The sequence below is a fragment of the Acinetobacter sp. AOR14_HL genome (assembly GCF_027855175.1).
Lineage (GTDB): Bacteria > Pseudomonadota > Gammaproteobacteria > Pseudomonadales > Moraxellaceae > Acinetobacter > Acinetobacter calcoaceticus.
Window position 1 is genome coordinate 206,836 of sequence record NZ_JAKTII010000003.1, and the last position, 22,390, is coordinate 229,225.

Genomic DNA, 22,390 nt, shown 5'->3' on the forward strand with positions numbered 1-22,390 from the left:
ATGATGATGGCATTAATTCACTATACATAATCATACAGAATTCGTATTAAAGCTATAGGGCAAAAAACATCATTTTTTTAATTTCATGACTGAAGTTGATTAAGTTGTTGTTCAATTGCCCAATCAATATGCACGTTGACAATATCATCATGCAAAATCTTGCCATTTTGTAGTTGAGCTACAATTTCCTTTGAATAAGGAGCATTTCCTAAACCGATTGCAATATTACGTTTAAATGACTGATAACCTGTTCGGCGGATTGGACTGCCTTCCGTATTTGCCAAAAACGTAGCTTCATCCCATTGCCAGATATCGAGTAGGCTGATGCTGTCTAAACCATTTCTAGGATTGAAATCACTAATGGACGCAGTTTTGGCAAAACTATTCCATGGACAGATTAATTGACAGTCATCACAACCAAAAACTCGGTTACCAATACCAGCACGTAATTCTTCAGCAATAATTCCTTTATATTCGATAGTTAAATATGCGATACAACGTCGTGCATCGAGCATATAAGGTTCAACAATCGCTTGCGTCGGACAAATATCAATACAAGCACTACACGAACCACAATGAGAGGTCGTTGGACCATCAAAAGGTAAATCTAGTGATGTAAATAGTTCACCCAATACAAAAAAAGAACCTGACTTTTTGTGAATGAGCAAAGTATGCTTACCCGTCCAACCCATTCCAGCACTTTCAGCCAATGATTTTTCAAAAATAGGGGCTGAATCAGCGAAAGGACGTGATTCAAAATCACCAACTTTTTCACGAATTCGTGTAGCTAAAGTTTTCAATCTACCACGCATGACCTTATGGTAGTCTCGACCACGTGCATAACGGGCGATAATGGCAGAGTTCGGTTCAATAGGTACATAACGTGGCTTTGGTGACTCGACCAGATAGTTCATGCGAACGCAGATAATACTTTTTGTGCCAGGAACTAATAATGTTGGATCAGCCCGCTTTTCTAGATTTTCCTCTAAATAGGTCATATCTGCATGATAGCCACGTTCAAGATACTCTAAAAAACGTGGCATTTGATCTTGAGCATCTGGTTTTGCAATGACACAATCAGCAAAACCCAAGTCTAAAGCTTGAGCCTTGATCCATGCTTTTAATTCATGAAGATCAAGTTGTTGCACCGTAATGCGTGATGTATCGGAAGATGTCATAAACCAAAACAGAAGAGGATAATAATATGCAGACGGTAGTTTACCATAGCGATGATATTCAAGCATGGGAGCAACGCTGGTTTGCTGCGCAAAACTCATCATTAGGTTTAATGCAACAAGCGGCTTGGTCAATTGCTCAACAGTTAATTGAACTTTTTAAAGAACAGTCTGTTAAAAATATTGCTGTTTGGTGTGGACAAGGCAACAATGCTGGTGATGGTTATTTTATAGCAGCTTATTTAAAGCAAGCAGGTTGGAATGTTCAAATCTTTGCATCCGAAGTAGGGGCTTCAGCAGATTTACATCAAGCTGTGCAATTTGCAAAAGATCAACCGGTACAAATTCATCAAGGTTTTGAACTCGCAAAGCATTTTGATTGTCATATTGATGCTTTATTTGGTATTGGTTTAAATCGAGAATTAAACATTCATTGGCAACAGGCTATTCAACAATTTAATGTACAAACGGGCCTAAAAATTTCTGTTGATATACCCAGCGGTTTGCAGGCAAATACAGGATGTACTTTACCTTGTGCAATACGAGCTGATCATACATTTACAGTTTTAGGACTTAAAGCCGGATTATTTACAGGTCACGGTAAAGAATACACAGGCAAGCTCCATTTAATTGATTTAATTCCTATAGACCAAGAGCTGAAACCGTTAGCTTATTTAACATCAACAAATATTAAACTTCCTAAGCGTATGGCATTTGGTCATAAAGGGAGTTATGGGCATGTTTTAGTCGTTGGTGGGCATGAACAAATGGGTGGTGCTGTAATTATGGCTGCCGAGGCTGCTTTTCATGCAGGAGCAGGTAAAGTCACGGTGGTTTGTCATCAAAACCATCATCAGGCTATTTTGTCTCGTTCACCAAATATTATGCTCCGTGATATTAATGCCCTAAATGAAAAGTCTATTAAAGATATTTTATTTCAGGTCGATGCAGTGTGTTTTGGGATGGGATTAGGGCGTGATGATTGGGCAAAGCAGATCTACCTACAATGGTTTAATTTATTAAATCAGAGTGAAGATCTGGAAATCGTTTTAGATGCAGATGCTTTATGGTTCCTAGCAAAGCAACCTCAAAAATTGAATGCACATATTTATTTAACACCTCACCCTGGAGAAGCTGCAACATTGCTTGAGTGTTCTACTACTCAGATTGAGAATGACCGAATCTCTGCGATTTATGCCTTACAACAAAAATATGCAGGGCAGTGGGTGCTTAAAGGAGCGGGTAGTCTAATTTTAGAAGATGCTCTTTATATTTGTACCCAAGGTAATACTGGTATGGGAACTGGAGGAATGGGCGATGTACTAGCAGGAATGATTGCAAGTCTAAAAGCACAACTCCATAAAGCAATTGCATTACATGAAATTGTTACCCTTCATGCTCAAGCTGGCGACCAACTTGCAAAACAAGGTATGCGGGGCTTACAGGCCTTTGAGATGAATCAGGCAATTACTCAAGTCGTGAACTAATCTTTAACGTCTACGACTGCTAGAGCGGCTTCGTCCACGTGCCATGCCACCTAAGGCATTAAGGACAGACAGTTTGCTCATACTTCCAGATGCATGAGCATGGCAAATTGCTGCTGCTAGTGCATCTGCCGCATCTGCTTGAGGCTTAATGGTCAAGTTAAGTAATCGCATGACCATCATTTGTACTTGTTCTTTATCCGCGGCACCATAACCAACTACAGACTGTTTAATTTGACGGGCAGTATATTCCGCAACTTGTAAATCTAAATTGACCAAAGCGGCTATTGCTGCACCACGTGCTTGTCCAAGTTTTAGAGCCGAATCGGGGTTTTGGGCCATAAACACTTGCTCAACGGCAGCTTCAGTTGGACCATGAAATTTAACAATACGTTCAATACCAGCAAAGATACGTTTTAAGCGTTCGGGCATTTCCTTAGTTTCTGTTCGAATAGTACCTGCATCGATAAAACGTAGTTTGCTACCATCTTTTTCTATGATTCCATAACCTGTTAAGCGTGAACCAGGGTCAATCCCAATAATCAAAGACATGCGAAGGCTTACATAAATAATTTAAAGCTATTGTTACATACCAAAATATGATCTGCATGAGTTATTTAAGCAAGTCACTTATGAATGGTTATTTTTCGTTTTTTAATAGATTCTATTTTGGTTACTACAAAGAAGAGTTTTCAAGATTTCTAAAAAAGATAAAATTCTTTAATAATTGACAGGATTCTAGTTTAGTGGAATATTTATCTATAATTTTGGAATTGGAATTTTTGGGTGCATGGAAGATATTAATATTCGCATTGCACAGCAAGTACGTGAATTGCGTTTAGCTCGTGGATATACACTTGATGTTCTTGCTATACGATGTCAGGTGAGCCGTTCTGCTATTTCGTTAATTGAAAGAGGTGAGGCCAGCCCAACAGCGGTTGTTCTTGAAAAGCTAGCAAATGGTTTAGGTGTGCCTTTGACTCAACTTTTCGCTAGCCAGCAAGGTAATCAAGCACCTCAGCCCATTGTTCGGCGTAGTCAACAATCAGAATGGAAAGACCCGGAAACTGGCTATATTCGCCGTCAAATTTCACCTCCAAATTGGAAGTCTTCATTTCAAATTGTTGAAATTGAATTTCCCCCTCACTCACGAATTACTTATGAAATTAGTGAAACCTCTAAGGTGGTACAACAGCAACTTTGGGTAGTTGAAGGGAAAATTGATATTCAATTAGGTGAATCTTCTTATGCTTTAAGCACAGGGGATTGTTTGGCAATGCAACTAAACCAGCCCGTTATATACAGTAATAATTCATCTCAAGTCGCTCGTTATATTTTAGTCGTCTCTAGTCAACTCGTCTCTGCCGTTAAGGAATCTTTATGACCTATGCCCTCGATTCTAATTTTCGTTTAATTGATTGTAATGAAGCAGAACATTCAGTGGCTATATTAGAGATTCTGAATGAAGCAATTATCAATTCTACCGCTCTATATGACTATTTACCGCGCTCTGAAGAGTCGATGAAAAATTGGTTCTCGGTTAAAAGACAAAATGGTTTTCCCGTAATTGGTATTGTTGATGAGACTGACAAGTTATTGGGTTTTGCGAGCTGGGGAACCTTTAGGGCTTTTCCCGCCTATAAATATACCGTTGAACATAGTATTTATATTCATCATGAACATCGTGGTAGCGGACTAAGCAAAATTTTAATGCAAGAGTTGATTCAACGAGCTCAAGAGGCCGAGTTACATGTATTGATTGGTTGTATTGATGCGACCAATCAGGCAAGCATCGGTTTACATGAAAAAATGGGCTTTATTCATGCAGGCACTTTTAAACAAGTCGGTTTTAAGTTTGGTGAATGGCTTGATGCTGCTTTTTATCAGTTAAATTTGAGCACACCATTTCATCCAATCGATGGATAAATAAAAACATCACATTCTAAAAAACAGAATAATAGCCCAGTCTATGCTTGGGCTATAAAGTTCAACTTATAAGATACCCAGTTGTTCTAAGCCTTTATAAGCAATTTCTTTGCGAATAGAGCTAGGAGTTCCTTTTTTCATTTCTAAATTAAGTGAGAATGCCACAATTTCTCCTTGTGGTTGAACGACCCAGCCTGTTAACCAACCAACTTGTGGTTCAATATCCCATCCCCAACCACTTTTGGCATAAATTTTAGTTCCATTTTTTTCTTCTATGAACACCATTGATTGAACTTGTTCTTGTACATCTTGGCTAAATGGAAGCGTTTTATGGGCTAATTGATAAGCAAATTGGGTTTCTTGTTGAGGTGTAATTTTTAGAGGGCCAACGAGCCAAAAATTATCTACTTTTGAACCAATGTTAGCATTACCAAAACCAACTCGTTTCACCTCTTTGGACATAAGATCCAGACCAATTCGTCGGGCTAATTCTTGGTAAACTGGAATCGCAGAAGCTTTCATGGCATCGCCCAGTGTCATGTCTTTTTCCCAATCCGGAAATAAACGTTTTTGCCCATCCCATTTAAATACTTCAGTTGTAGTTGCCTTATGATGTTCAAGTCCAATTAAAGCATTTAACATTTTAAAGGTAGAGGCGGGAACATAGGAGGTTGATGCTCTTTTAAGATCATTGCCATAAATTTCTTCTGTTTGTCCTCGCTTAATCACCAAAACACCCGTGGTCTGTGCCTGATCAAACAGTGATTTAATTGCTTCTGAATTTTTATTGGCAGAAATAGAGTGTATTTGATGTTGTTTTACCGTATTGGAAGAACAGGCGGATAAAAATAGAATACTTGTTGCAACGATAAGGACTTTTTTATACATAATCTGACTAAGTTTAATTTGAAGTATTACTAATTAATTTAACTTGAATAGAATTGTCTTTAGATAGGTGAAATGTAAGCTATCTAAAAAGGTTTATATGTAGGTATTGCTTTTAAAGTTCTCTAAAAGGAAAGCATAAACAAAGGAATGCTCCTAACTTTGCTAAGCAAATAAGACTTTATTTGACTAAAGAAGTTCTTTTTTGAACGAATTCTCACTTAAATAAAGTAAAAAAATTAAAATCTGATTGAAGTGGCACTTGATAAACCTGATACAGCACTCATTAATAATAAAGCATGTTTGTTTTTATCGAGTTAAAATCAAATGTACTCCAGTATTGCAGACTCTTGCCGGTGCGATAGTTTTTGTTAATTTTAGAAATTAGGCAGAACAATCAGAGCTAAGAGGAATGCTTAATCCTTATTTGCAACTTAGATAAGGTTAGGTCAAATAAAACTGCAATGAATTTTCTTTTTGAGATAGATAAAGTTTTACATGAATTTACTTCTTATTGTAGTTCTGGGCGCGATTGTTGAAATTGCCGTATGGATTGGCGTAGCACAGTTCATCAGTGGATGGTATGTGTTCTTTTGGTTCATTATTGCTTTCTTTATTGGTTTGGGGCTTATTCGCAGAAGTACTGCCGGTATTATGCCTCAATTACAGCAAATGCAGATGACAGGCCAGCTAGGTAGTGATCCAACAGTAACTAAAAAACTTGCTTATGCTTTTGCAGGTTTCTTATTAATGTTGCCGGGTCTTGTATCTGATGTTTTGGCTGTTTTAATTTTGATTCCTGGTGTTCAAACCGCATTTCGTAATGTAGCGATGAGAACTCTTGCAAAACGCCAACAAGCCATGATGAATAAAATGATGGGTGGTATGGGCGGTAATGCTTCAGGACAAAATCCATTTGCTGATTTAATGCGTCAAATGCAAGATATGCAGAATCAGCAAGGTGGTGGTCAAGGCCAATACCATGACTCAAACATTATTGATGGCGAAGCGCGAGACGTTACGCCAAACCACAAAAAAATTGAGCATAAAAATAAAGATTAATAAGTGTGTTCTGAATATGAAAAAGCTTAAACCTCATGGGTTTAAGCTTTTTTTATTTTTAAATAATTATTTATTTTGGCAATCCGAAGTAGATGAATCATTATTGTCTATTTCTAATTTAGTTTCTTCATGTGGTTTTGACTGCGGTTGATATTTATTTGAAGGTAGAGCGGTTTGCTTGTTTTCAGATTGTTGATAACCTCGACTTCGGTTGGCTCTTTCGCGAAAGCCACCCTTATTAATGAGCTGTGTATCTGACATGCATTGACCTAAAATGTGAGATTATTCGCTTATTTTAGCAAATTTGGCAAAATATCAAAATAAGAAAAATAGTGCCAAAAAAATAATATTTAACTTATCTTTTTGTATTTTAAAAATATTTTTTAATTGACTCAATTGTTCATTCAGATTGAATTATCTTTTCATTTCACATAGGATAAATATAAAGGATGTATAAATTAAAAATGCAGCAAACCTATTAAAAAAACAACGGTTGAAATGAGGGAAGGAGGGTTACCTATGCTATATCAATACCATTGTGCGTGTTGCGACAAAGTTGTGGCATCAACTGATAAATCATGTCCATATTGTGGTTCGCAACATATTCGAAGCCCGTATGGTTTGTGGATGTTTTGTGTGATGGCTTGTCTAGCAGTTGTCATTGTATTTAAAGTTGTCCATATATATGTACAGAACCATCAAGATACTCCGACGCAGTCAACATTACTTGATGTATTAAATCAGGATGATAAAACCACAAGACAATAAATTTTGATCAGAGCTACAAATGATATGGCATCAAGGATGGTTGCTAGAAGAGTAAACCCTACATATTATGAAATTTGAACTGTAAAAAAGCCCGCTCATTGGCGGGCTTTTTTATGACTTTGTATTAGAGGCCAGCAGCATCTTTAAGAGCTTCAACTTTATCAGTTTTTTCCCATGTAAATGCAGTATCTGATCCTTCGCGACCAAAGTGACCATAAGCCGCAGTTTGTTTATACATTGGCTGAATAAGATCCAGCATACGAGTAATACCAAACGGTCTTAAATCGAAATGATCACGTACAAGTTGAATAATCAACTCATCAGAAACTTTAGCTGTACCAAAGGTATTAATTGAAATTGAAGTAGGTTCTGCTACACCAATTGCGTAACTCACCTGAATTTCACATTTGTCAGCAAGACCAGCTGCTACAATATTTTTTGCAACATAACGACCTGCATATGCAGCAGAGCGGTCAACTTTAGATGGGTCTTTACCTGAGAAAGCACCACCGCCGTGACGAGCCATACCACCGTATGTATCAACAATAATTTTACGACCTGTTAAGCCACAGTCGCCTACAGGGCCGCCAATAACGAACATACCTGTTGGGTTAATATGGAATTTAGTCGCAGCGTGGAACATTTCAGCAGGAATGATCGGCTTGATAATTTCTTCAATAACAGCTTCTTTAAGCTGGCTTTGAGTAATTTCAGGATCATGTTGAGTAGACAAAACGACCGCATCTAGACGTACAGGTTTGCCATTTTCATATGCAAAAGTAACTTGGCTTTTTGCATCTGGGCGTAACCATGGGAGTGCGCCTGAGCGACGAAGTTCAGCTTGACGTTCCATTAAACGGTGAGCATAAGAAATCGGAGCAGGCATTAACACATCTGTTTCACGGCTTGCATAACCGAACATCAAACCTTGGTCACCGGCACCTTGATCTTCAGGTTTTTGACGGTCTACACCTTGTGCAATCTCTGGTGATTGTTTACCAATCATATTGATTACAGCACATGTTGATCCATCAAAGCCAAGATCAGAGTGGTGGTATCCAATACCGTTAACGGTATTACGAACAACAGCTTCAACATCAATATTAGCAGTCGTTGTTACTTCACCAGCAAGTACAACAGCGCCTGTTTTTACCAGTGTTTCACAAGCAACACGTGCGTATGGGTCTTCTTTTAAGATTGCATCCAAAATAGCGTCGCTAATTTGGTCGGCCATTTTATCAGGATGACCTTCGCTTACAGATTCCGAGGTAAAAACAGCGTACTCGCGCATGAAAGTCCTATCTTGGTTATTTCAAAAGACATAATATGTTACATCGACTTGAGCTTGAGGACCAGTTCATACTGACCAAAAAGCATGAATTTGTTTCATTTATACTGTGTTTTAATTGATAAGTGTATTAGTAAAATTGATATAAAGAGTATTTATTTAAAGTATTGGTATTTTAATAATTTGTTGTTAGTACGTTTTTTAGACATATGGTTTAACAAAAAGATGATGTCTTAGAAGTTGGATTTTAAAGAAAAGAAACATGATCGATCTAGATAGAGATTTCACAATATTTTATCTATATATCAAAGTCTAATAGAACTGCCTGCTCGCATATTGGAGTAGTATTTAAAAAAATGAGCACTGTTTTGTATAACTTAAAGGTTCAAATGTTTTTTGTGTAACCAAGAAACGGTTAAAAATAAAGAAATATACTGTGTTGGGGTTTACCCTCAGCCTTTTTTTTAAGACAATATAGCGGCATTGAATTGTTATTCATCTTCTTCTTTTCATCAATCTATTAAAATTGGATTCTGATCTTATGGCGACCCCTTTAAACGAACGTCGTATTGCAAATGCAATTCGTGTATTGGCAATGGATGCTGTGCAACAGGCAAACTCAGGGCATCCTGGTGCTCCAATGGGGATGGCAGATATTGCTGACGTCGTCTGGCGCGAGTTTTTAAATCACAACCCAACTAATCCACAATGGGCAAACCGCGACCGTTTCGTTTTATCAAACGGTCATGGCTCAATGTTGCAATACGCTTTGCTTCATTTAACAGGTTATGATCTTTCAATTGAAGATTTAAAACAGTTCCGTCAATTACATTCAAAAACTCCTGGTCACCCTGAATATGGTTATGCACCAGGTATCGAAACTACGACTGGTCCTTTAGGTCAAGGTATTGCTAATGCTGTTGGTTTTGCATTGGCAGAAAAGACTTTAGCTGCTCAGTTCAATAAAGATGATTTAAAAGTAGTTGATCACTTTACTTATTGTTTCTTGGGTGATGGTTGTTTAATGGAAGGTATTTCTCACGAAGTATGTTCTTTAGCAGGTACTTTACAGCTTGGTAAATTGATTGCTTATTATGATGACAATGGCATTTCAATTGATGGTGAAGTAGAAGGCTGGTTCAGCGATGATACGGAAGAGCGTTTTAAAGCCTATGGTTGGCAAGTTCTTCGTGTAGATGGTCATGATGCTGATGCGATTCGTCAAGCAACAATCGAAGCAAAAGCTGAAACTCAAAAACCAACCATTATTATGTGTAAAACCATTATTGGTTTAGGTTCACCAAATAAGCAGGGTAAAGAAGACTGTCATGGTGCGCCATTAGGTAAAGATGAGATTACTTTAACTCGTGAAGCATTAGGCTGGAAAGAAGAAGCATTCGTTATTCCTGCTGATGTATATGCTGCATGGGACGCGAAAGCAAAAGGTACTGAATCTGAAGCAGCTTGGGATGCGGTATTTGCACAGTATCAAGCAAAATATCCAACTGAAGCAGCTGAGTTACTTCGTCGTATTAACGGTGACTTACCAGCTGAATTTGCAGCGCAAGCAGATGCATTCATTCGTGAAACAAATGTGAAAGGCGAGACAATCGCAACACGTAAAGCAAGCCAAAACACATTACAAGCATTTGGTCCTTTATTGCCTGAATTGCTAGGTGGTTCTGCTGACTTGGCTGGTTCTAACTTAACGCTTTGGAAAGGTTGCCAAGGTATTCAAGAGAACCCAGCTGGTAACTACGTATATTATGGCGTACGTGAGTTCGGTATGACTGCAATTGCCAATGGCGTTGCATTACATGGTGGTTTTGTTCCTTACGTTGCAACATTCTTAATGTTTATGGAATATGCTCGTAATGCAGTACGTATGTCTGCATTGATGAAACAACGTGTAATTCATGTTTATACACATGACTCAATTGGTTTGGGTGAAGATGGTCCAACTCACCAACCAATCGAACAAATTGCTTCTTTACGTGGTACACCTAACCTAAATACATGGCGTCCTGCTGATACTGTAGAAACTGCTACTGCATGGAAATCTGCTTTAGAGCGTAAAGATGGCCCTACAGCACTCATTTTCTCTCGTCAAAACTTACCATTCCAAACACGTTCTGAAGAGCAAATTCAAAATGTTGCAAAAGGTGGGTATGTTCTTGCTCAAGAAAAAGGCGAATTAAAAGCAATTATTATTGCAACTGGTTCTGAAATTTCTTTAGCAATGGAAGCTTATGCTCAACTTGACGGTGTGCGTGTAGTTTCTATGCCATGTGCAGAAGAATTTATGAAACAAGACGCTGCATATCGTGAAGCTGTATTACCAGCTCATATCCGTGCGCGTGTTGCAGTTGAAGCTGCTCATGTTGACTACTGGTGGAAGTTTGTTGGTCTTGATGGCAAAGTAATTGGTATGACAACTTATGGTGAATCTGCACCAGCAAAAGATTTGTTCCAATTCTTTGGTATTACCACTGAAGCTGTTGTTGCAGCAGTAAAAGAATTAACTGCTTAAATATTGAAGTAGTGTAAAAAAGCGCTCCATAGGGAGCGCTTTTTTATATCTGAAAGGTTAAATGCTAAGTTCGGTTTGAATATTAATTTGAGAAGTGAGTAACTTATGAATGGGGCAGTTCTCGGCAACTTTTAATAAACGCTTGTGTTGATCTTCCGTGAATTCACCTTTGAGTGTGATTTTGCGTTCAACATTATTTTGGCCTTTCTCTGGTTCACCATTTGGGTTTAATACTAAATCAACTTGAACATGATCGAGTTTAATATCTTTAAGATTCGCATACATCTCTAATGTGATGGTGGTACAAGCACCTAAAGCAGATAGTAAGATTTGAACTGGGTTTGGAGCAGTATCTAGACCACCTTTGTCTGTAGGCTCATCAGCAAACCATTGGTGACCTGAAGGATCGGTCAGAGTTACTCGATATGGAGTGGAAGTACTTTGTGCTTGAGCAGTATTAGCCATGTTTTACCTTGTTATTGATCAATAAAGTCGAAGTAAAAACGAATTAATTTGAGAGTTCGGAAACGGTATGACAACACCGATATCTTATAATATTGTTTTTAAATAATAACTGTAACGCTTTTATTGTTGCATGGATGAAACATATCGTTTTATAAAGAATAGTGAATTAAATTACTTGATGTATACACTAACCACTATATCAATAAAGGATACGAAAAATGCATCTTAAAACACTAAGCTTTGGTTTGGCAGTAGCATTGGCTAGTTCAGTTACTTTAGCTGCGCCAGTGGACTACAAAATTGATCCTACACATACAGCTACTGTTTTCTCGTGGAATCACTTTGGTTTCTCTACTCCAAGCGCTAACTTTTCGGATATCCAGGGTGTAATTAAAGTTGATAATGCTAAACCAGCAAACTCATCTGTAAATGTGACTATTCCTTTAAGCAGTGTAAATACAAACGTTCCTGCTTTGGATAAAGAGTTCCAAGAAGAAGCTTGGTTTAATGCTGCTAAATATCCAAACATTACGTTTAAAAGTACTAAAGTTGAAACTAAAGACAAAAAGCACTTTAAAATTACTGGTGACTTAACTGTTAAAGGTGTAACTAAGCCTGTTGTACTTGATGCTGTTTTAAACAAGCAAGGCGAACACCCAATGGCAAAAGTTCCAGCGATTGGTTTTAATGCTACAACTTCATTCAAGCGTTCTGACTTTGGTCTAGGAAACTATGTGCCTAATGTTGGTGATAAAATCACTGTAAACATTACGACTGAAGCAAAAGTTGATAAAAAATAAGTTATAAGTTTTCTAAAAGCCCTCATATTTGAGGGCTTTTTTATTAAATTGGTTCTTTTTTATCTGGATCTATAAACACTAAAGGAACTGAAGGATCAATATTCCTTTTTTCAGATTTTTCTCTAAGAAATTGATAAGTAGGGACCTTCATTTTTGCCTGATCACGTAATTTCTTTTTAATATAAAGAACAAGAGCAAAACATGTCGTTGCAACAGTGAGCATCATCCCATTCATATAGCTCATGATTGAACTTACATAACCTATGGTCGTTAATCGATGCATCATACGTTCAACTTGGGTGCTACTTTCGATTCCGGTAATTGCCCAACTACATAAATGTTCACAGTTATTAATAATCAGATGGTAGTGGTTTTCGTGCATACGTGAACGCATTCGGCGCACGACAGCTCTTCCTTTATAGCGTGGCGTGTCATAAGAGCGAACATGTATTTTTTTTCCATGCGAGAATGCATCTATTGAGGTAATTTCAATGGGGCGTTTTTTGATGAAATGCGCTAAGCCTGAATAATGGATAACTCGACCTCTCCCTGCGTATATACCATGATGGCTATAGCCGAGATGCTTTACGATGAGATGAGCCCCCAAAGGGTAGCGCTTATTCGGTTGTTGCATGCTTACGCTGATCCAATAAAGTGTAAATGGCTTTTATTGAAAAGCTGCTAACCATTATAACCAATATAGAAATTTTCGAGTGTATTGATTACGTCGAATGGATGAGTTTGGTACATATCCAATTATAATTGTGTTTATTGTATCTAATTTAAAGATTTAATATGAAGGAAAAATGTCATGTCTGGTGGTATTAAATGAAATGGTTGATGTGGTGCTTAACTATATATGTGCTTCTGATTCAGTCTGTCTATGCGATAGAACACCAGCAAGTTAAAACAGCAGAAGGTAATGAGTTTGATGTGGTTTCAATTAGCAATTTAAAACAGTTACGCTTGTTTCTTAAGAATTCTAATAATCAGCAGTATTACAAAAGTTTTAACAATGTTCAGGAACATTTAAAGCAATGTGAGCGACTTTCTTTCGCAATGAATGCAGGGATGTTTCATCCGGGATTTTCTCCAGTAGGACTGTATGTTGAACAAGCTAAGGTGATTCAGCCACTAAATAAAAGTAAAGGATTGGGAAATTTCTTTTTGCAGCCTAATGGGGTGTTAAGTTGGAATAAAAAGCAGGCCTTCATTTCAACAACGCAGCAATACAGTCGCCGAGATTTCAACGTTGATTATGCGACACAATCTGGCCCGATGTTAGTGATTGATGGAAAGATAAATTCCCTTTTTTTTCCAGATTCTCAATCAAATAAAATTCGTAATGGAGTCGGTATTAGAAATAATAAACTCTACTTTGTAATATCGAAGAATAGCGTGAGTTTTTACAAGTTTGCTCAGTTTTTTCAAAGAAATCTTAGGGTGGAGCAGGCTTTATATCTTGATGGTTCTATTTCTAGTTTATATGTTCAAAAAGACAAGCGTAATGATCAACAATTTGAAATGGGACCAATTGTTGGTTGGGTTGATCAGACAGAGTGTAGATTAAAGTGAAATATAAAAAAGCCAGTACAAGACTGGCTTTTTAATTAATGGATAGAGGGTTTTTGAGTGAGTTCATTCAACTCTTTTCGGCTATAACCACGGGAAATAAGAACTTTCTTTATTCCTTTAATGACATCTTCATCTGTTGCTAGTGCAAGAGCACTTAGAAGTTGTTCATTTGTTTTACATGAGCAGTCATTTTCAACACAAGCAGTTTGGTTTTTATGCTCGTTATGCTGTTGATCTGCTAAGAACAGCTTTTGCCAAAAACTCATAGAGCCTTCATATACAATCTAACATAGCTCGAAATATAGCCAATTTAAAATAAAATACAAGTCTCTATAAGTGATAAATCCACCAATTGAACTCGAGAATTTTCGATAGGAATGCATGAGTTAAACGAAATTATGACGGATAGATGACTTGATATTTTTTGAAAATCTAAATAGTTAAATAAAAAAACATTAAAAAATAAGGAGGTATGTAACCTCCTTTGATTTTAAATTTACAATGAAAGATTTTGTTTAAATCTTCTCAAGTAATACACCTGACTCAACATGATGGGTATATGGGAACTGATCGAATAATGCAAATTTGGTAATACGATGAGTTAAACCTAATATTTTTAAGTTTTCATACAGTGTATCTGGGTTACATGAAATGTAGATAATCCGTTCAAAACCTTGTAAAAGTTTTAAAGTTTCATCATCAATCCCTGCGCGTGGGGGATCAACAAATACGGTATCAAAGTCATAACTTTGGATATCAATATTTGCTTCTTGTAAGCGGCGGAATTCGCGCTCACCCTGATAGGCTTGAGTAAATTCTTCAGCTGAAAGACGGGCTACTTGAATATTATCAATCTGGTTTTGCTCGATGTTCCATTGAGCAGCATAAACGGAAGATTTCGCAAGTTCTGTTGCTAGAACACGTTCAAACTTTAAAGAAAGAGGAAGAGTAAAGTTACCATTACCACAATAAAGTTCTAATAAGTGTTTTTTCGATCCTTCAGCTGCATCACACGCCCATTGCAGCATTTTTTTGCAAACTTGTGCGTTAGGCTGAGTAAAGCTACTTTCGATTTGTTTGTATTTAAATGAACGATTTAAAAGTTCAAATTCTTCTACGACAAAGTCATCGCCAATAATAATTTTTTGACCACGACTACGACCCATAATCTTAATGTCTAACTTCTCAGCAAGCGCTTTAGCTGCTTGTTCCCATTCCTGATCTAATTTACGGTGATAGATTAATGTAACTAACATTTCCCCGCTGAGTGTTGCAAGAAAATCAGCTTCAAATAAACGGCTAGAAAGCTTAGGTTCTGCTTTGAGCACTTCCAAAAGTTTTGGCATTAAATCATTAATGCTTTGGTCTGCAATGGGGAATTCATCAATGCGTACAACGGTTTTTTGTTTGTCATCATCGTTACGTTCAAACATGGCATAGAACATGTCATTTTCTGTATGCCAGATACGAAACTCAGCACGCATACGGAAATGTTGTTCAGGTGACTCAAACACTTCTAATGTAGGTGGAGTAAATTCAGAAAATTGGGCAGTAATGCGGTCAATTTTAGTTTGAAGTTGTTGATGATAAGAAGAGGTCATAGACAAAGAAAATTTAGACAGAATCAAATAGTGAATGGTATCAAAAAAAACGGGCTTACAGGAGCCAATTTTAGCTAGATATCAATACCGACACGTAGCTAAACCTTAGGTTGATTTAATACACGGCTAATAAATTGTGATTTTATTGTTCTATATTGATCGTGATCTAAATGGCTACACTGTAATTTTAATTGATTATATTCATCGACCAGTGCTGGAGAGGCGATAAGCTTATTTCTAAATGTTAAGAAAAATGTGAACTTTGAACCTGTAGCTACAATTTGAAAAGCAACATCATCGTTATTGAGTGACTCAAGCATACAAAGTTCATGTGTTCTTAGCGTATTTTGCTTTTCTATAAAGTTAAGAGTTTTTAACCCTTCAATTGCAACTTCAAACTGCTCAGGCTTAACTTCAATATAAATATCTAAATCACCCTTTGAAATTGCATTTGGTATTGAAGATGAACCAATATGTTCAATTCTGGCAAATGGTAGTAGTGTGGAAATATCTTTTTGATATGAATTAAAAAGCTGAGCGCATTTTTGTTGATATTGTTCTGGCTCTAAAAAGATCATTATTAGAATCTCGAATTGATAAAATTTATATATTTAAGAAAAGATTACTTCATTATATAAAAAAGCCCAAATACTAAGATTTGGGCTTTTTTTAGAAACTTATGTATTAATCAGACATTGTCATTAAGCTTGCGTTACCACCAGCCGCAGCTGTATTCACACTAATTGCACGTTCAATTACTAAACGTTCAAGTGGAATAGTCTCATTTGGCTCAACATGGGTAATACCTACAATTGCACCGGAACGAGTAGCAACTTCTTGCTGTAATGAGAAGATTTCTTCACGATTACCATGATGTAAAACTGCATCAAAATCATCTGATGCGATATTTTTGACTGTAGTAATTGCAGCAAGCACATCTTTCGGCAAGGTTTGTTTATATTTTGCCAATAATGGACTATTTGGCATTACCGCAGCTTGGCTACCAACTGCAAAAATTGCGAGCAATTGATGCAACTGATTTTGTTCTGTGTCAGCGATTGAAAGAACACGGTGACGCGGCAGAATAATATATTGGTTACTTTCCCCAGTAGGACCTTGTAACTCATAAAACTTACCAACGCCAAATGGTTCAATTTCGCGATTTGCTTGCGGTAAATGCTGTTTCGCCCAATTTTGTAAGCTCTGATAAACCTCTCGGTTAAAGCCTTCAAAAGCAGTTTGTTCATTTTTCATGGCAAATGGTGTTGCCAATACTTTATTTGAACAATGTTGCATTAAGCGATACATGTAAAGCGGACCACCAGCTTTTGGACCTGTACCAGATAAACCTTCACCACCAAATGGTTGAACACCAACAACAGCACCAACAATATTTCGGTTGATATAAAGGTTACCAACTTCAGCATGTTGAATCACTGTTTGGATCGTTTGATCAATACGGGTGTGTAAACCCATTGTTAAACCATAACCTTTGGCATTAATTCGCGAGATGAGTTGCTCAAGCTCGCCATACTTATAGGTAATGATGTGTAAAACTGGACCAAAGACTTCACGTTGTAAATCATCAAGGTTAGGTAACTCAATTGCTGTTGGTACAACAAAAGTTCCTTTATCTAATTCATTCTGGCTCGTTGCTCCAAACATTAGCTGATGTACTGGATAGCCTTTAGACTTCATTTTTTGGATGTGCTGATCAATCGTCTGTTTTGCTTCAACATCAATAACAGGACCAATGTCAGTTTTTAAAATGGCAGGGTTACCTACGCTCAACTGTTGCATTGCACCTTTAAGCATTTTAATAACGGTTGCAGCACTGTCTTCTTGCACACATAAAATACGTAAAGCAGAGCAACGTTGACCAGCGCTATCAAAAGCTGAACTTACAACATCAAGTACGACTTGTTCAGTTAAAGCTGATGAGTCCACAATCATTGCATTTTGACCACCAGTTTCTGCAATGAGGGGAATTGACTGGCCATTTTCAGATAAACGTTTTGCAACAGTCTTCTGTAAAATTTTTGCAACTTCAGTTGAACCTGTAAACATGATGCCATCGATACGGCTATCTTGGCTGAGTTGAGCTCCAACTGTTTCACCACGACCTGGCAATAACTGCACAGCGCCATGAGGAATACCAGCTTCCCATAAAATTTGCACTGCTTGAGCTGCAATTAATGGAGTCTGTTCGGCAGGTTTAGCAATAACACAGTTACCGCTGACTAATGCAGCCGCGATTTGGCCTGAGAAAATCGCAAGAGGGAAGTTCCATGGGCTAATGCAAAGTACAGTACCTAAAGGCTGAATAGTTGTATTAGCTGGAAGGTTCTCAACCTGAGTTGCGTAGTAACGTAAGAAATCTACAGCTTCACGAACTTCAGCAATCGCATTGGCATAGGTTTTACCACTTTCACGGCAAAGCAATACCATTAACTCTTCAATACGGCTTTCCATCAGGTCAGCTGCACGTTTTAAGTATTGAGCACGTTGATCTTTAGGTGTATTAGCCCATTCAGACTGAGTTTGTTCAGCTGCATTAAGTGCAACTTCTACATGCTTTAGATCAGCTTCTTGTACATGTCCAACAATTTCATCATTTTGTGCTGGGTTTGTAATTACAGTAGAGTGACCTTGCTCTAATGTTTCTGTTGTTGCCAATAACGGATGGCTTTGCCAAATACGACTACGCAGTTGTTGAGCTGTCTGATCTAATGCTTCAAGTGGAGCATCATTAGCTAAATCATATCCTTTAGAGTTTTTACGGAGCGAGCCATACATGTCTAAAGGTAACGGAATAGATGGGTGTTTTAAGCCAACTGAACCTTCAAGTTTAGCTGCATTGCGAATATCGTAAATTGGAGACTGAATCAGATCTTCAACTTTAAGTGTTTTATCGGCAATACGGTTAACAAATGAAGTATTTGCACCATTTTCAAGTAAACGACGAACTAAGTAAGCCAACAAAGTTTCATGGTTACCAACTGGAGCATAAATACGGCATGGTACGCCTAATTTATTTTGCTCACGTGGGCCAACAACTTGTTCATAAAGTGGCTCACCCATACCATGTAGGCATTGGAACTCATATTGACCAGCATAATATTTGCTTGGATCAGCTAAGTGATAGATCGTTGCTAACGTTTGAGCATTATGAGTTGCAAATTGCGGATAGATGAACTCTGGTGCTGCAAGTAATTTTTTAGCACAAGCGATATAAGATAAATCCGTATGCACCTTACGAGTGAAGACAGGATAGTCATCCATACCTTCGATTTGTGCTTTCTTGATCTCGCTATCCCAATACGCACCTTTCACAAGACGGATCATGAGGCGCTTTTGGCTGCGCTTAGCAAGATCAATAATATAATCAACCACGAAGAAACAGCGTTTTTGGTACGCTTGAATAACGAAACCAATACCTTTCCAGTTCGCAAGTTCCGGTTCGAAGCAAAGACGTTCAAGTAATTCAAGAGAAATTTCTAAACGTTCTGATTCTTCTGCATCGATATTTAAACCGATGTTGTATTGTTTTGCTAAAAGAGCGAGTTCGAATACTTTGCCATAAAGTTCTTGGTGAACACGTTCAATTTGCGCGCGTTGATAGCGAGGGTGTAAGGCAGAAAGCTTAATTGAGATACCTGGGCCATCATAAACGCCTTTACCGTTAGACGCTTTGCCAATTGCATGGATAGCTTGCGTATAATCATTGAAGTAACGTTCAGCATCATGTTCGGTTAGAGCAGCTTCACCCAACATGTCGTAAGAATAGCGGAAACCTTTGTCTTCAAGTACTTTTGCATGGTCTACAGCTTCTTCAATGGTTTCACCAGTAACAAACTGTTCACCCATCATACGCATTGCAACATCGACTGCTTTACGAATAATGCCACGGCCACTACGTGCTAAAAGGCCAGTAAGTACACTTGAAAGACTAGTTTGCTTTGGTGTTTCCATCAGCTTACCAGTCAGCATAAGGCCCCATGCAGCAGCATTTACAAACATTAAGCTGCTTTGACCAACATGTTCTTTCCAGTTGCCTTGATTGATTTTATCTCGAATAAGTAAATCACGTGTTGCTGAGTCTGGAATACGAAGCAAAGCTTCAGCAAGACACATTAAAGCCACGCCTTCTTGTGAAGAAAGGGAGAATTCTTGTAGTAACCCTTGAACAATACCTGCTTTACCTGAAGAGGTTTTACGTTCACGTAAGTTATGTGCAAGATTAAAAGCAAGGTCATAAATTTTATGATCTAAATCATCAGATACCGCGGCAGCTTGTAATAGCTCTTCTACAGCTTCTGGTTCAGCACGACGCCAAGCTGTGTTAATGCGTTGTTCAAACTCACTTTTATCGTTGAATTCGGTGATATAGCCTTGGTGAGATTTATCCATTTGATGAAAAGTATCCATTGTATTCATATCTGTTTCCGCCAACTAGCTCTCGTACTATTTATCTTGAGTAGAGAGGTTTAGATAATTTATCATTACAGAAGAAACACCGAATAACTCACTATATTTATCCCATTTTTTAGAGGAAAATTCAGATGAATGGCCCGTTATTAAGCCTTGATCGCACTGATTTAAAAATTTTGGATATTCTTCAAACAGATGGGCGTATTTCGAACAGTAAATTAGCCGAACTTGTGAATTTATCTCCAACTGCTGTCATGGCACGAGTCCAAAAGCTAACGAAGGATGAATTCATCTTGGGATATGAGGCTAAGTTAAACCCTGTTAAGTTAAATGCTAATTTTTTGGTGTTTGTTGAAGTATTACTGGATAAAACGACACCTAATGTTTTAGATGAGTTTATTGATGCTGTGGTGCATTATCCGGAAATTGTTGAGTGCCATATGGTCAGTGGGGGCTTCGATTTTTTAATTAAATTACGAAGTGCCAGTATGGAAGAGTTTAGACGTATTGCAGGGCAAGTGTTATGGCAGTTACCTGGGGTAAAAGAAACCCGTAGTTACCCAGTGATGCAAGTCGTGAAGGATACTTCAAAAATTAAAATCAAAACTAAAAATAAATAAAGGGGCCGAAGCCCCTTAGTTTATTTAGATGGATTATACGCTTTCTTTGTAGAGTTTATCTGCTTGTTCAAAGCGTCCAGTTACTGTCGTATTTGGCGCTTTAGTTAAAAGACTCACAACAACGATGCTGATAAATGCAAGGATAAAGCCAGGAATAATTTCGTAAACACCAGTGTCTGCGAAAAGGTTTTTCCAGCCAATAACCACAACTGCACCAACGATCATACCCGCTAAAGCACCTTGTAAATTCATACGTTTCCAGAACAATGACAAGATGATAAGCGGACCAAACGCTGCACCGAAGCCGGCCCATGCATAAGCAACAAGACCAAGAACCTTACTATCTGGGTTACCTGCAAGAATAATTGCAAGAACAGCAATAACAAGAACCATTACACGGCCAACCCATACAAGTTCTTTTTGAGATGCGTTTTTACGAAAGAAACCTTTGTATAAATCTTCAGTTAAAGCACTTGAACATACCAAAAGTTGACAGCTTAACGTGCTCATAACAGCAGCTAAAATTGCAGCCAAAATGATACCCACAATCCATGGATTGAATAAAATTTTAGTCAATTCCATAAATACAGTTTCAGGGTTTTTGCTCACAACTGCCGCTAATTCAGGGTGTTGCTCAAAATAAGCAATACCGAAGAAACCAGCACCTACAGCACCCATTAAGCATAAAATCATCCATGTCATCCCGATACGGCGTGCAGCAGGAATAGATTTTACTGAATCAGCCGCCATGAAACGTACAAGGATGTGTGGTTGACCAAAGTAACCAAGACCCCATGCCATGGAGGATAAAACTGCTACCACACCAAAATCTGAGATGAGATTAAATGCATGCGGACGTGCAGTTTCAATGAGAGTAACAAAATGAGTTGTGTCCCCGATCGCAAGGTAAGTCACGATTGGCGTTAATATCAGGGCAAAAATCATCAATCCAGCTTGGAATGTATCAGTCCAGCTAATTGCTAAGAATCCACCGATACAAACATAACTGATGGTTGCAATAGCACTAAGCCAAATTGCAGTGTTGTATGACATACCGAATAAATTTTCAAATAAACGGGCGCCCGCCACCATGCCTGAAGCACAGTAAATAGCGAAGAAAACCAAGATGATAACGGCAGAGAAAATACGAAGTACTTTTTTCTGGTCATCAAAACGGCTTGTAAAATAATCTGGCAAAGTTAATGCATTGTTTTGAATTTCAGTATGAACGCGTAATCGACCAGCAACCAGTAGCCAGTTAAGCCAAGCACCGATAATAAGACCAATTGCAATCCACGCTTCAGATAGACCAGAAAGATAAATTGCTCCTGGTAAGCCCATGAGTAGCCAGCCACTCATGTCTGATGCGCCTGCGGATAACGCAGTAACGAAACTGCCTAAACTACGACCACCAAGAATATAATCTGAGAAGTCGCTTGTAGCACGGTAGGCAAATAAGCCAATAAGTACCATTGCTACGATGTACACCATAAACATGATGAGGGTGGGATCAAAATAACTCATGATGGATGTGTGTCCTTATATCCATAATCCGTGATTGTAACCTAATCCAGGTCGCTGTTTTCTTGTACGGCATTCAAGAGGTTGAGATTCAACCACAAAAGAATTTTTTTGCTCTGTTATTTTTATATTGTATTTTTGTATCTTTGTGTAAGTCGGTGTAATTTAAATTACAATCTAAAAAATATATTATTAATCATTCACTTATAATTTTTTAATATTTTGTTTTTTTGAATTTTCTTGAGAAAAATAAATTTTA

The 22,390-nt window shown here is 37.8% G+C and carries 21 protein-coding genes; 9 read left to right on the forward strand and 12 right to left on the reverse strand.

The annotated features are described in order from the left end of the window. Positions 1–83: 83 nt before the first annotated feature. Positions 84–1,178: a tRNA epoxyqueuosine(34) reductase QueG gene (gene queG / locus MKL38_RS01960; protein ID WP_270902580.1), complete on the reverse strand. Its 1,095-nt coding sequence runs from the start codon at positions 1,176–1,178 to the stop codon at positions 84–86. A 26-nt stretch (positions 1,179–1,204) separates the two neighbouring features. Here queG and MKL38_RS01965 point away from each other — a divergent pair, with 26 nt between their 5' ends. After that, entirely contained in the window at positions 1,205–2,662 is a 1,458-nt protein-coding gene (locus tag MKL38_RS01965; protein WP_270902341.1) for an NAD(P)H-hydrate dehydratase, read from the forward strand. 3 nt (positions 2,663–2,665) lie between these two features. Here the strand turns inward: MKL38_RS01965 and ruvC are convergent, their stop codons facing one another. After that, positions 2,666–3,211: a crossover junction endodeoxyribonuclease RuvC gene (gene ruvC / locus MKL38_RS01970; RefSeq protein ID WP_003651385.1), complete on the reverse strand. Its 546-nt coding sequence runs from the start codon at positions 3,209–3,211 to the stop codon at positions 2,666–2,668. A gap of 238 nt (positions 3,212–3,449) precedes the next feature. On the opposite strand from ruvC, the gene MKL38_RS01975 reads away from it, so the two are divergent. Next, positions 3,450–4,043 (forward strand): helix-turn-helix domain-containing protein, encoded by a 594-nt coding sequence (locus MKL38_RS01975; RefSeq protein WP_270902342.1) that lies wholly within the window; start codon positions 3,450–3,452, stop codon positions 4,041–4,043. After that, the gene (locus tag MKL38_RS01980; RefSeq protein ID WP_198495952.1) at positions 4,040–4,585 is read left to right on the forward strand and encodes a GNAT family N-acetyltransferase; all 546 of its coding nucleotides are present in this window, start codon (positions 4,040–4,042) and stop codon (positions 4,583–4,585) included. The genes MKL38_RS01975 and MKL38_RS01980 overlap by 4 nt, the downstream gene beginning before the upstream one ends. Before the next feature lie 66 nt (positions 4,586–4,651). On the opposite strand, the gene MKL38_RS01985 is transcribed toward MKL38_RS01980, so the two are convergent. After that, positions 4,652–5,473, reverse strand: coding sequence for an OXA-213 family carbapenem-hydrolyzing class D beta-lactamase OXA-1151 (locus tag MKL38_RS01985; protein ID WP_262697150.1), 822 nt, complete (start codon positions 5,471–5,473; stop codon positions 4,652–4,654). Between the two features lie 495 nt (positions 5,474–5,968). Between MKL38_RS01985 and MKL38_RS01990 the strand changes: the two genes are divergently transcribed. Then, on the forward strand, positions 5,969–6,532 hold the full coding sequence (locus MKL38_RS01990; RefSeq protein WP_270902343.1) for an FxsA family protein: 564 nt from the start codon (positions 5,969–5,971) through the stop codon (positions 6,530–6,532). 66 nt (positions 6,533–6,598) lie between these two features. Here MKL38_RS01990 and MKL38_RS01995 read toward each other — a convergent pair whose 3' ends face one another. After that, positions 6,599–6,793: a hypothetical protein gene (locus MKL38_RS01995; protein WP_005041175.1), complete on the reverse strand. Its 195-nt coding sequence runs from the start codon at positions 6,791–6,793 to the stop codon at positions 6,599–6,601. Positions 6,794–7,051: 258 nt separating this feature from the next. Here MKL38_RS01995 and MKL38_RS02000 point away from each other — a divergent pair, with 258 nt between their 5' ends. After that, positions 7,052–7,300 (forward strand): hypothetical protein, encoded by a 249-nt coding sequence (locus MKL38_RS02000; RefSeq protein WP_198078646.1) that lies wholly within the window; start codon positions 7,052–7,054, stop codon positions 7,298–7,300. Positions 7,301–7,424: 124 nt separating this feature from the next. Here the strand turns inward: MKL38_RS02000 and metK are convergent, their stop codons facing one another. Further along, positions 7,425–8,591, reverse strand: coding sequence for a methionine adenosyltransferase (gene metK, locus MKL38_RS02005; RefSeq protein WP_198495949.1), 1,167 nt, complete (start codon positions 8,589–8,591; stop codon positions 7,425–7,427). Positions 8,592–9,129: 538 nt separating this feature from the next. Between metK and tkt the strand changes: the two genes are divergently transcribed. Then, positions 9,130–11,118 carry a transketolase gene (gene tkt / locus MKL38_RS02010; protein ID WP_270902344.1) on the forward strand — a complete coding sequence of 663 codons (1,989 nt, stop codon included), beginning with the start codon at positions 9,130–9,132 and terminating at the stop codon, positions 11,116–11,118. Positions 11,119–11,175: 57 nt separating this feature from the next. Here tkt and MKL38_RS02015 read toward each other — a convergent pair whose 3' ends face one another. Beyond that, positions 11,176–11,583 carry an OsmC family protein gene (locus tag MKL38_RS02015; RefSeq protein WP_270902345.1) on the reverse strand — a complete coding sequence of 136 codons (408 nt, stop codon included), beginning with the start codon at positions 11,581–11,583 and terminating at the stop codon, positions 11,176–11,178. 218 nt (positions 11,584–11,801) lie between these two features. Here MKL38_RS02015 and MKL38_RS02020 point away from each other — a divergent pair, with 218 nt between their 5' ends. Then, complete coding sequence (locus tag MKL38_RS02020) at positions 11,802–12,383, forward strand: YceI family protein (protein ID WP_005041161.1); 582 nt, start codon at positions 11,802–11,804, stop codon at positions 12,381–12,383. Between the two features lie 43 nt (positions 12,384–12,426). Here the strand turns inward: MKL38_RS02020 and MKL38_RS02025 are convergent, their stop codons facing one another. Continuing rightward, positions 12,427–13,017, reverse strand: a complete 591-nt coding sequence (locus tag MKL38_RS02025; RefSeq protein WP_080026928.1) for a lecithin retinol acyltransferase family protein — start codon at positions 13,015–13,017, stop codon at positions 12,427–12,429. Positions 13,018–13,211: 194 nt separating this feature from the next. Here MKL38_RS02025 and MKL38_RS02030 point away from each other — a divergent pair, with 194 nt between their 5' ends. Continuing rightward, positions 13,212–13,958 (forward strand): phosphodiester glycosidase family protein, encoded by a 747-nt coding sequence (locus MKL38_RS02030; RefSeq protein ID WP_270902346.1) that lies wholly within the window; start codon positions 13,212–13,214, stop codon positions 13,956–13,958. A gap of 35 nt (positions 13,959–13,993) precedes the next feature. Here the strand turns inward: MKL38_RS02030 and MKL38_RS02035 are convergent, their stop codons facing one another. The 4 genes from MKL38_RS02035 to putA all read right to left on the reverse strand — a co-directional run bounded on the left by MKL38_RS02035 (position 13,994) and on the right by putA (position 19,996). Next, positions 13,994–14,224 carry a hypothetical protein gene (locus MKL38_RS02035; RefSeq protein WP_003651412.1) on the reverse strand — a complete coding sequence of 77 codons (231 nt, stop codon included), beginning with the start codon at positions 14,222–14,224 and terminating at the stop codon, positions 13,994–13,996. A gap of 249 nt (positions 14,225–14,473) precedes the next feature. Next, the gene (trmA, locus tag MKL38_RS02040; protein ID WP_270902347.1) at positions 14,474–15,559 is read right to left on the reverse strand and encodes a tRNA (uridine(54)-C5)-methyltransferase TrmA; all 1,086 of its coding nucleotides are present in this window, start codon (positions 15,557–15,559) and stop codon (positions 14,474–14,476) included. Positions 15,560–15,657: 98 nt separating this feature from the next. Continuing rightward, positions 15,658–16,137, reverse strand: a complete 480-nt coding sequence (locus MKL38_RS02045; RefSeq protein WP_270902348.1) for a GrpB family protein — start codon at positions 16,135–16,137, stop codon at positions 15,658–15,660. A gap of 106 nt (positions 16,138–16,243) precedes the next feature. Further along, a complete protein-coding gene (gene putA, locus MKL38_RS02050; RefSeq protein ID WP_270902349.1) occupies positions 16,244–19,996 on the reverse strand; it encodes a trifunctional transcriptional regulator/proline dehydrogenase/L-glutamate gamma-semialdehyde dehydrogenase in 3,753 nt (1,250 codons plus the stop codon). Between the two features lie 125 nt (positions 19,997–20,121). Here putA and MKL38_RS02055 point away from each other — a divergent pair, with 125 nt between their 5' ends. Next, the gene (locus tag MKL38_RS02055) at positions 20,122–20,610 is read left to right on the forward strand and encodes an Lrp/AsnC ligand binding domain-containing protein (protein ID WP_003651419.1); all 489 of its coding nucleotides are present in this window, start codon (positions 20,122–20,124) and stop codon (positions 20,608–20,610) included. A 33-nt stretch (positions 20,611–20,643) separates the two neighbouring features. On the opposite strand, the gene putP is transcribed toward MKL38_RS02055, so the two are convergent. Beyond that, the gene (putP, locus tag MKL38_RS02060; protein WP_270902350.1) at positions 20,644–22,134 is read right to left on the reverse strand and encodes a sodium/proline symporter PutP; all 1,491 of its coding nucleotides are present in this window, start codon (positions 22,132–22,134) and stop codon (positions 20,644–20,646) included. Between the last annotated feature and the right edge of the window lie 256 nt (positions 22,135–22,390).

Coding starts and splice junctions, on each gene's coding strand:
- metK (WP_198495949.1), bottom strand. CDS start 8,591: ATGCGCGAGTACGCTGTTTTTACCTCGGAATCTGTAAGCGAAGGTCAT.
- MKL38_RS01975 (WP_270902342.1), top strand. CDS start 3,450: ATGGAAGATATTAATATTCGCATTGCACAGCAAGTACGTGAATTGCGT.
- putP (WP_270902350.1), bottom strand. CDS start 22,134: ATGAGTTATTTTGATCCCACCCTCATCATGTTTATGGTGTACATCGTA.
- MKL38_RS01965 (WP_270902341.1), top strand. CDS start 1,205: ATGCAGACGGTAGTTTACCATAGCGATGATATTCAAGCATGGGAGCAA.
- queG (WP_270902580.1), bottom strand. CDS start 1,178: ATGACATCTTCCGATACATCACGCATTACGGTGCAACAACTTGATCTT.
- MKL38_RS01990 (WP_270902343.1), top strand. CDS start 5,969: ATGAATTTACTTCTTATTGTAGTTCTGGGCGCGATTGTTGAAATTGCC.
- MKL38_RS02055 (WP_003651419.1), top strand. CDS start 20,122: ATGAATGGCCCGTTATTAAGCCTTGATCGCACTGATTTAAAAATTTTG.
- MKL38_RS02020 (WP_005041161.1), top strand. CDS start 11,802: ATGCATCTTAAAACACTAAGCTTTGGTTTGGCAGTAGCATTGGCTAGT.
- MKL38_RS01985 (WP_262697150.1), bottom strand. CDS start 5,473: ATGTATAAAAAAGTCCTTATCGTTGCAACAAGTATTCTATTTTTATCC.
- MKL38_RS02015 (WP_270902345.1), bottom strand. CDS start 11,583: ATGGCTAATACTGCTCAAGCACAAAGTACTTCCACTCCATATCGAGTA.
- MKL38_RS02000 (WP_198078646.1), top strand. CDS start 7,052: ATGCTATATCAATACCATTGTGCGTGTTGCGACAAAGTTGTGGCATCA.
- MKL38_RS01995 (WP_005041175.1), bottom strand. CDS start 6,793: ATGTCAGATACACAGCTCATTAATAAGGGTGGCTTTCGCGAAAGAGCC.
- putA (WP_270902349.1), bottom strand. CDS start 19,996: ATGAATACAATGGATACTTTTCATCAAATGGATAAATCTCACCAAGGC.
- MKL38_RS02030 (WP_270902346.1), top strand. CDS start 13,212: ATGAAATGGTTGATGTGGTGCTTAACTATATATGTGCTTCTGATTCAG.
- tkt (WP_270902344.1), top strand. CDS start 9,130: ATGGCGACCCCTTTAAACGAACGTCGTATTGCAAATGCAATTCGTGTA.
- MKL38_RS02045 (WP_270902348.1), bottom strand. CDS start 16,137: ATGATCTTTTTAGAGCCAGAACAATATCAACAAAAATGCGCTCAGCTT.
- MKL38_RS02025 (WP_080026928.1), bottom strand. CDS start 13,017: ATGCAACAACCGAATAAGCGCTACCCTTTGGGGGCTCATCTCATCGTA.
- MKL38_RS02035 (WP_003651412.1), bottom strand. CDS start 14,224: ATGAGTTTTTGGCAAAAGCTGTTCTTAGCAGATCAACAGCATAACGAG.
- ruvC (WP_003651385.1), bottom strand. CDS start 3,211: ATGTCTTTGATTATTGGGATTGACCCTGGTTCACGCTTAACAGGTTAT.
- MKL38_RS01980 (WP_198495952.1), top strand. CDS start 4,040: ATGACCTATGCCCTCGATTCTAATTTTCGTTTAATTGATTGTAATGAA.
- trmA (WP_270902347.1), bottom strand. CDS start 15,559: ATGACCTCTTCTTATCATCAACAACTTCAAACTAAAATTGACCGCATT.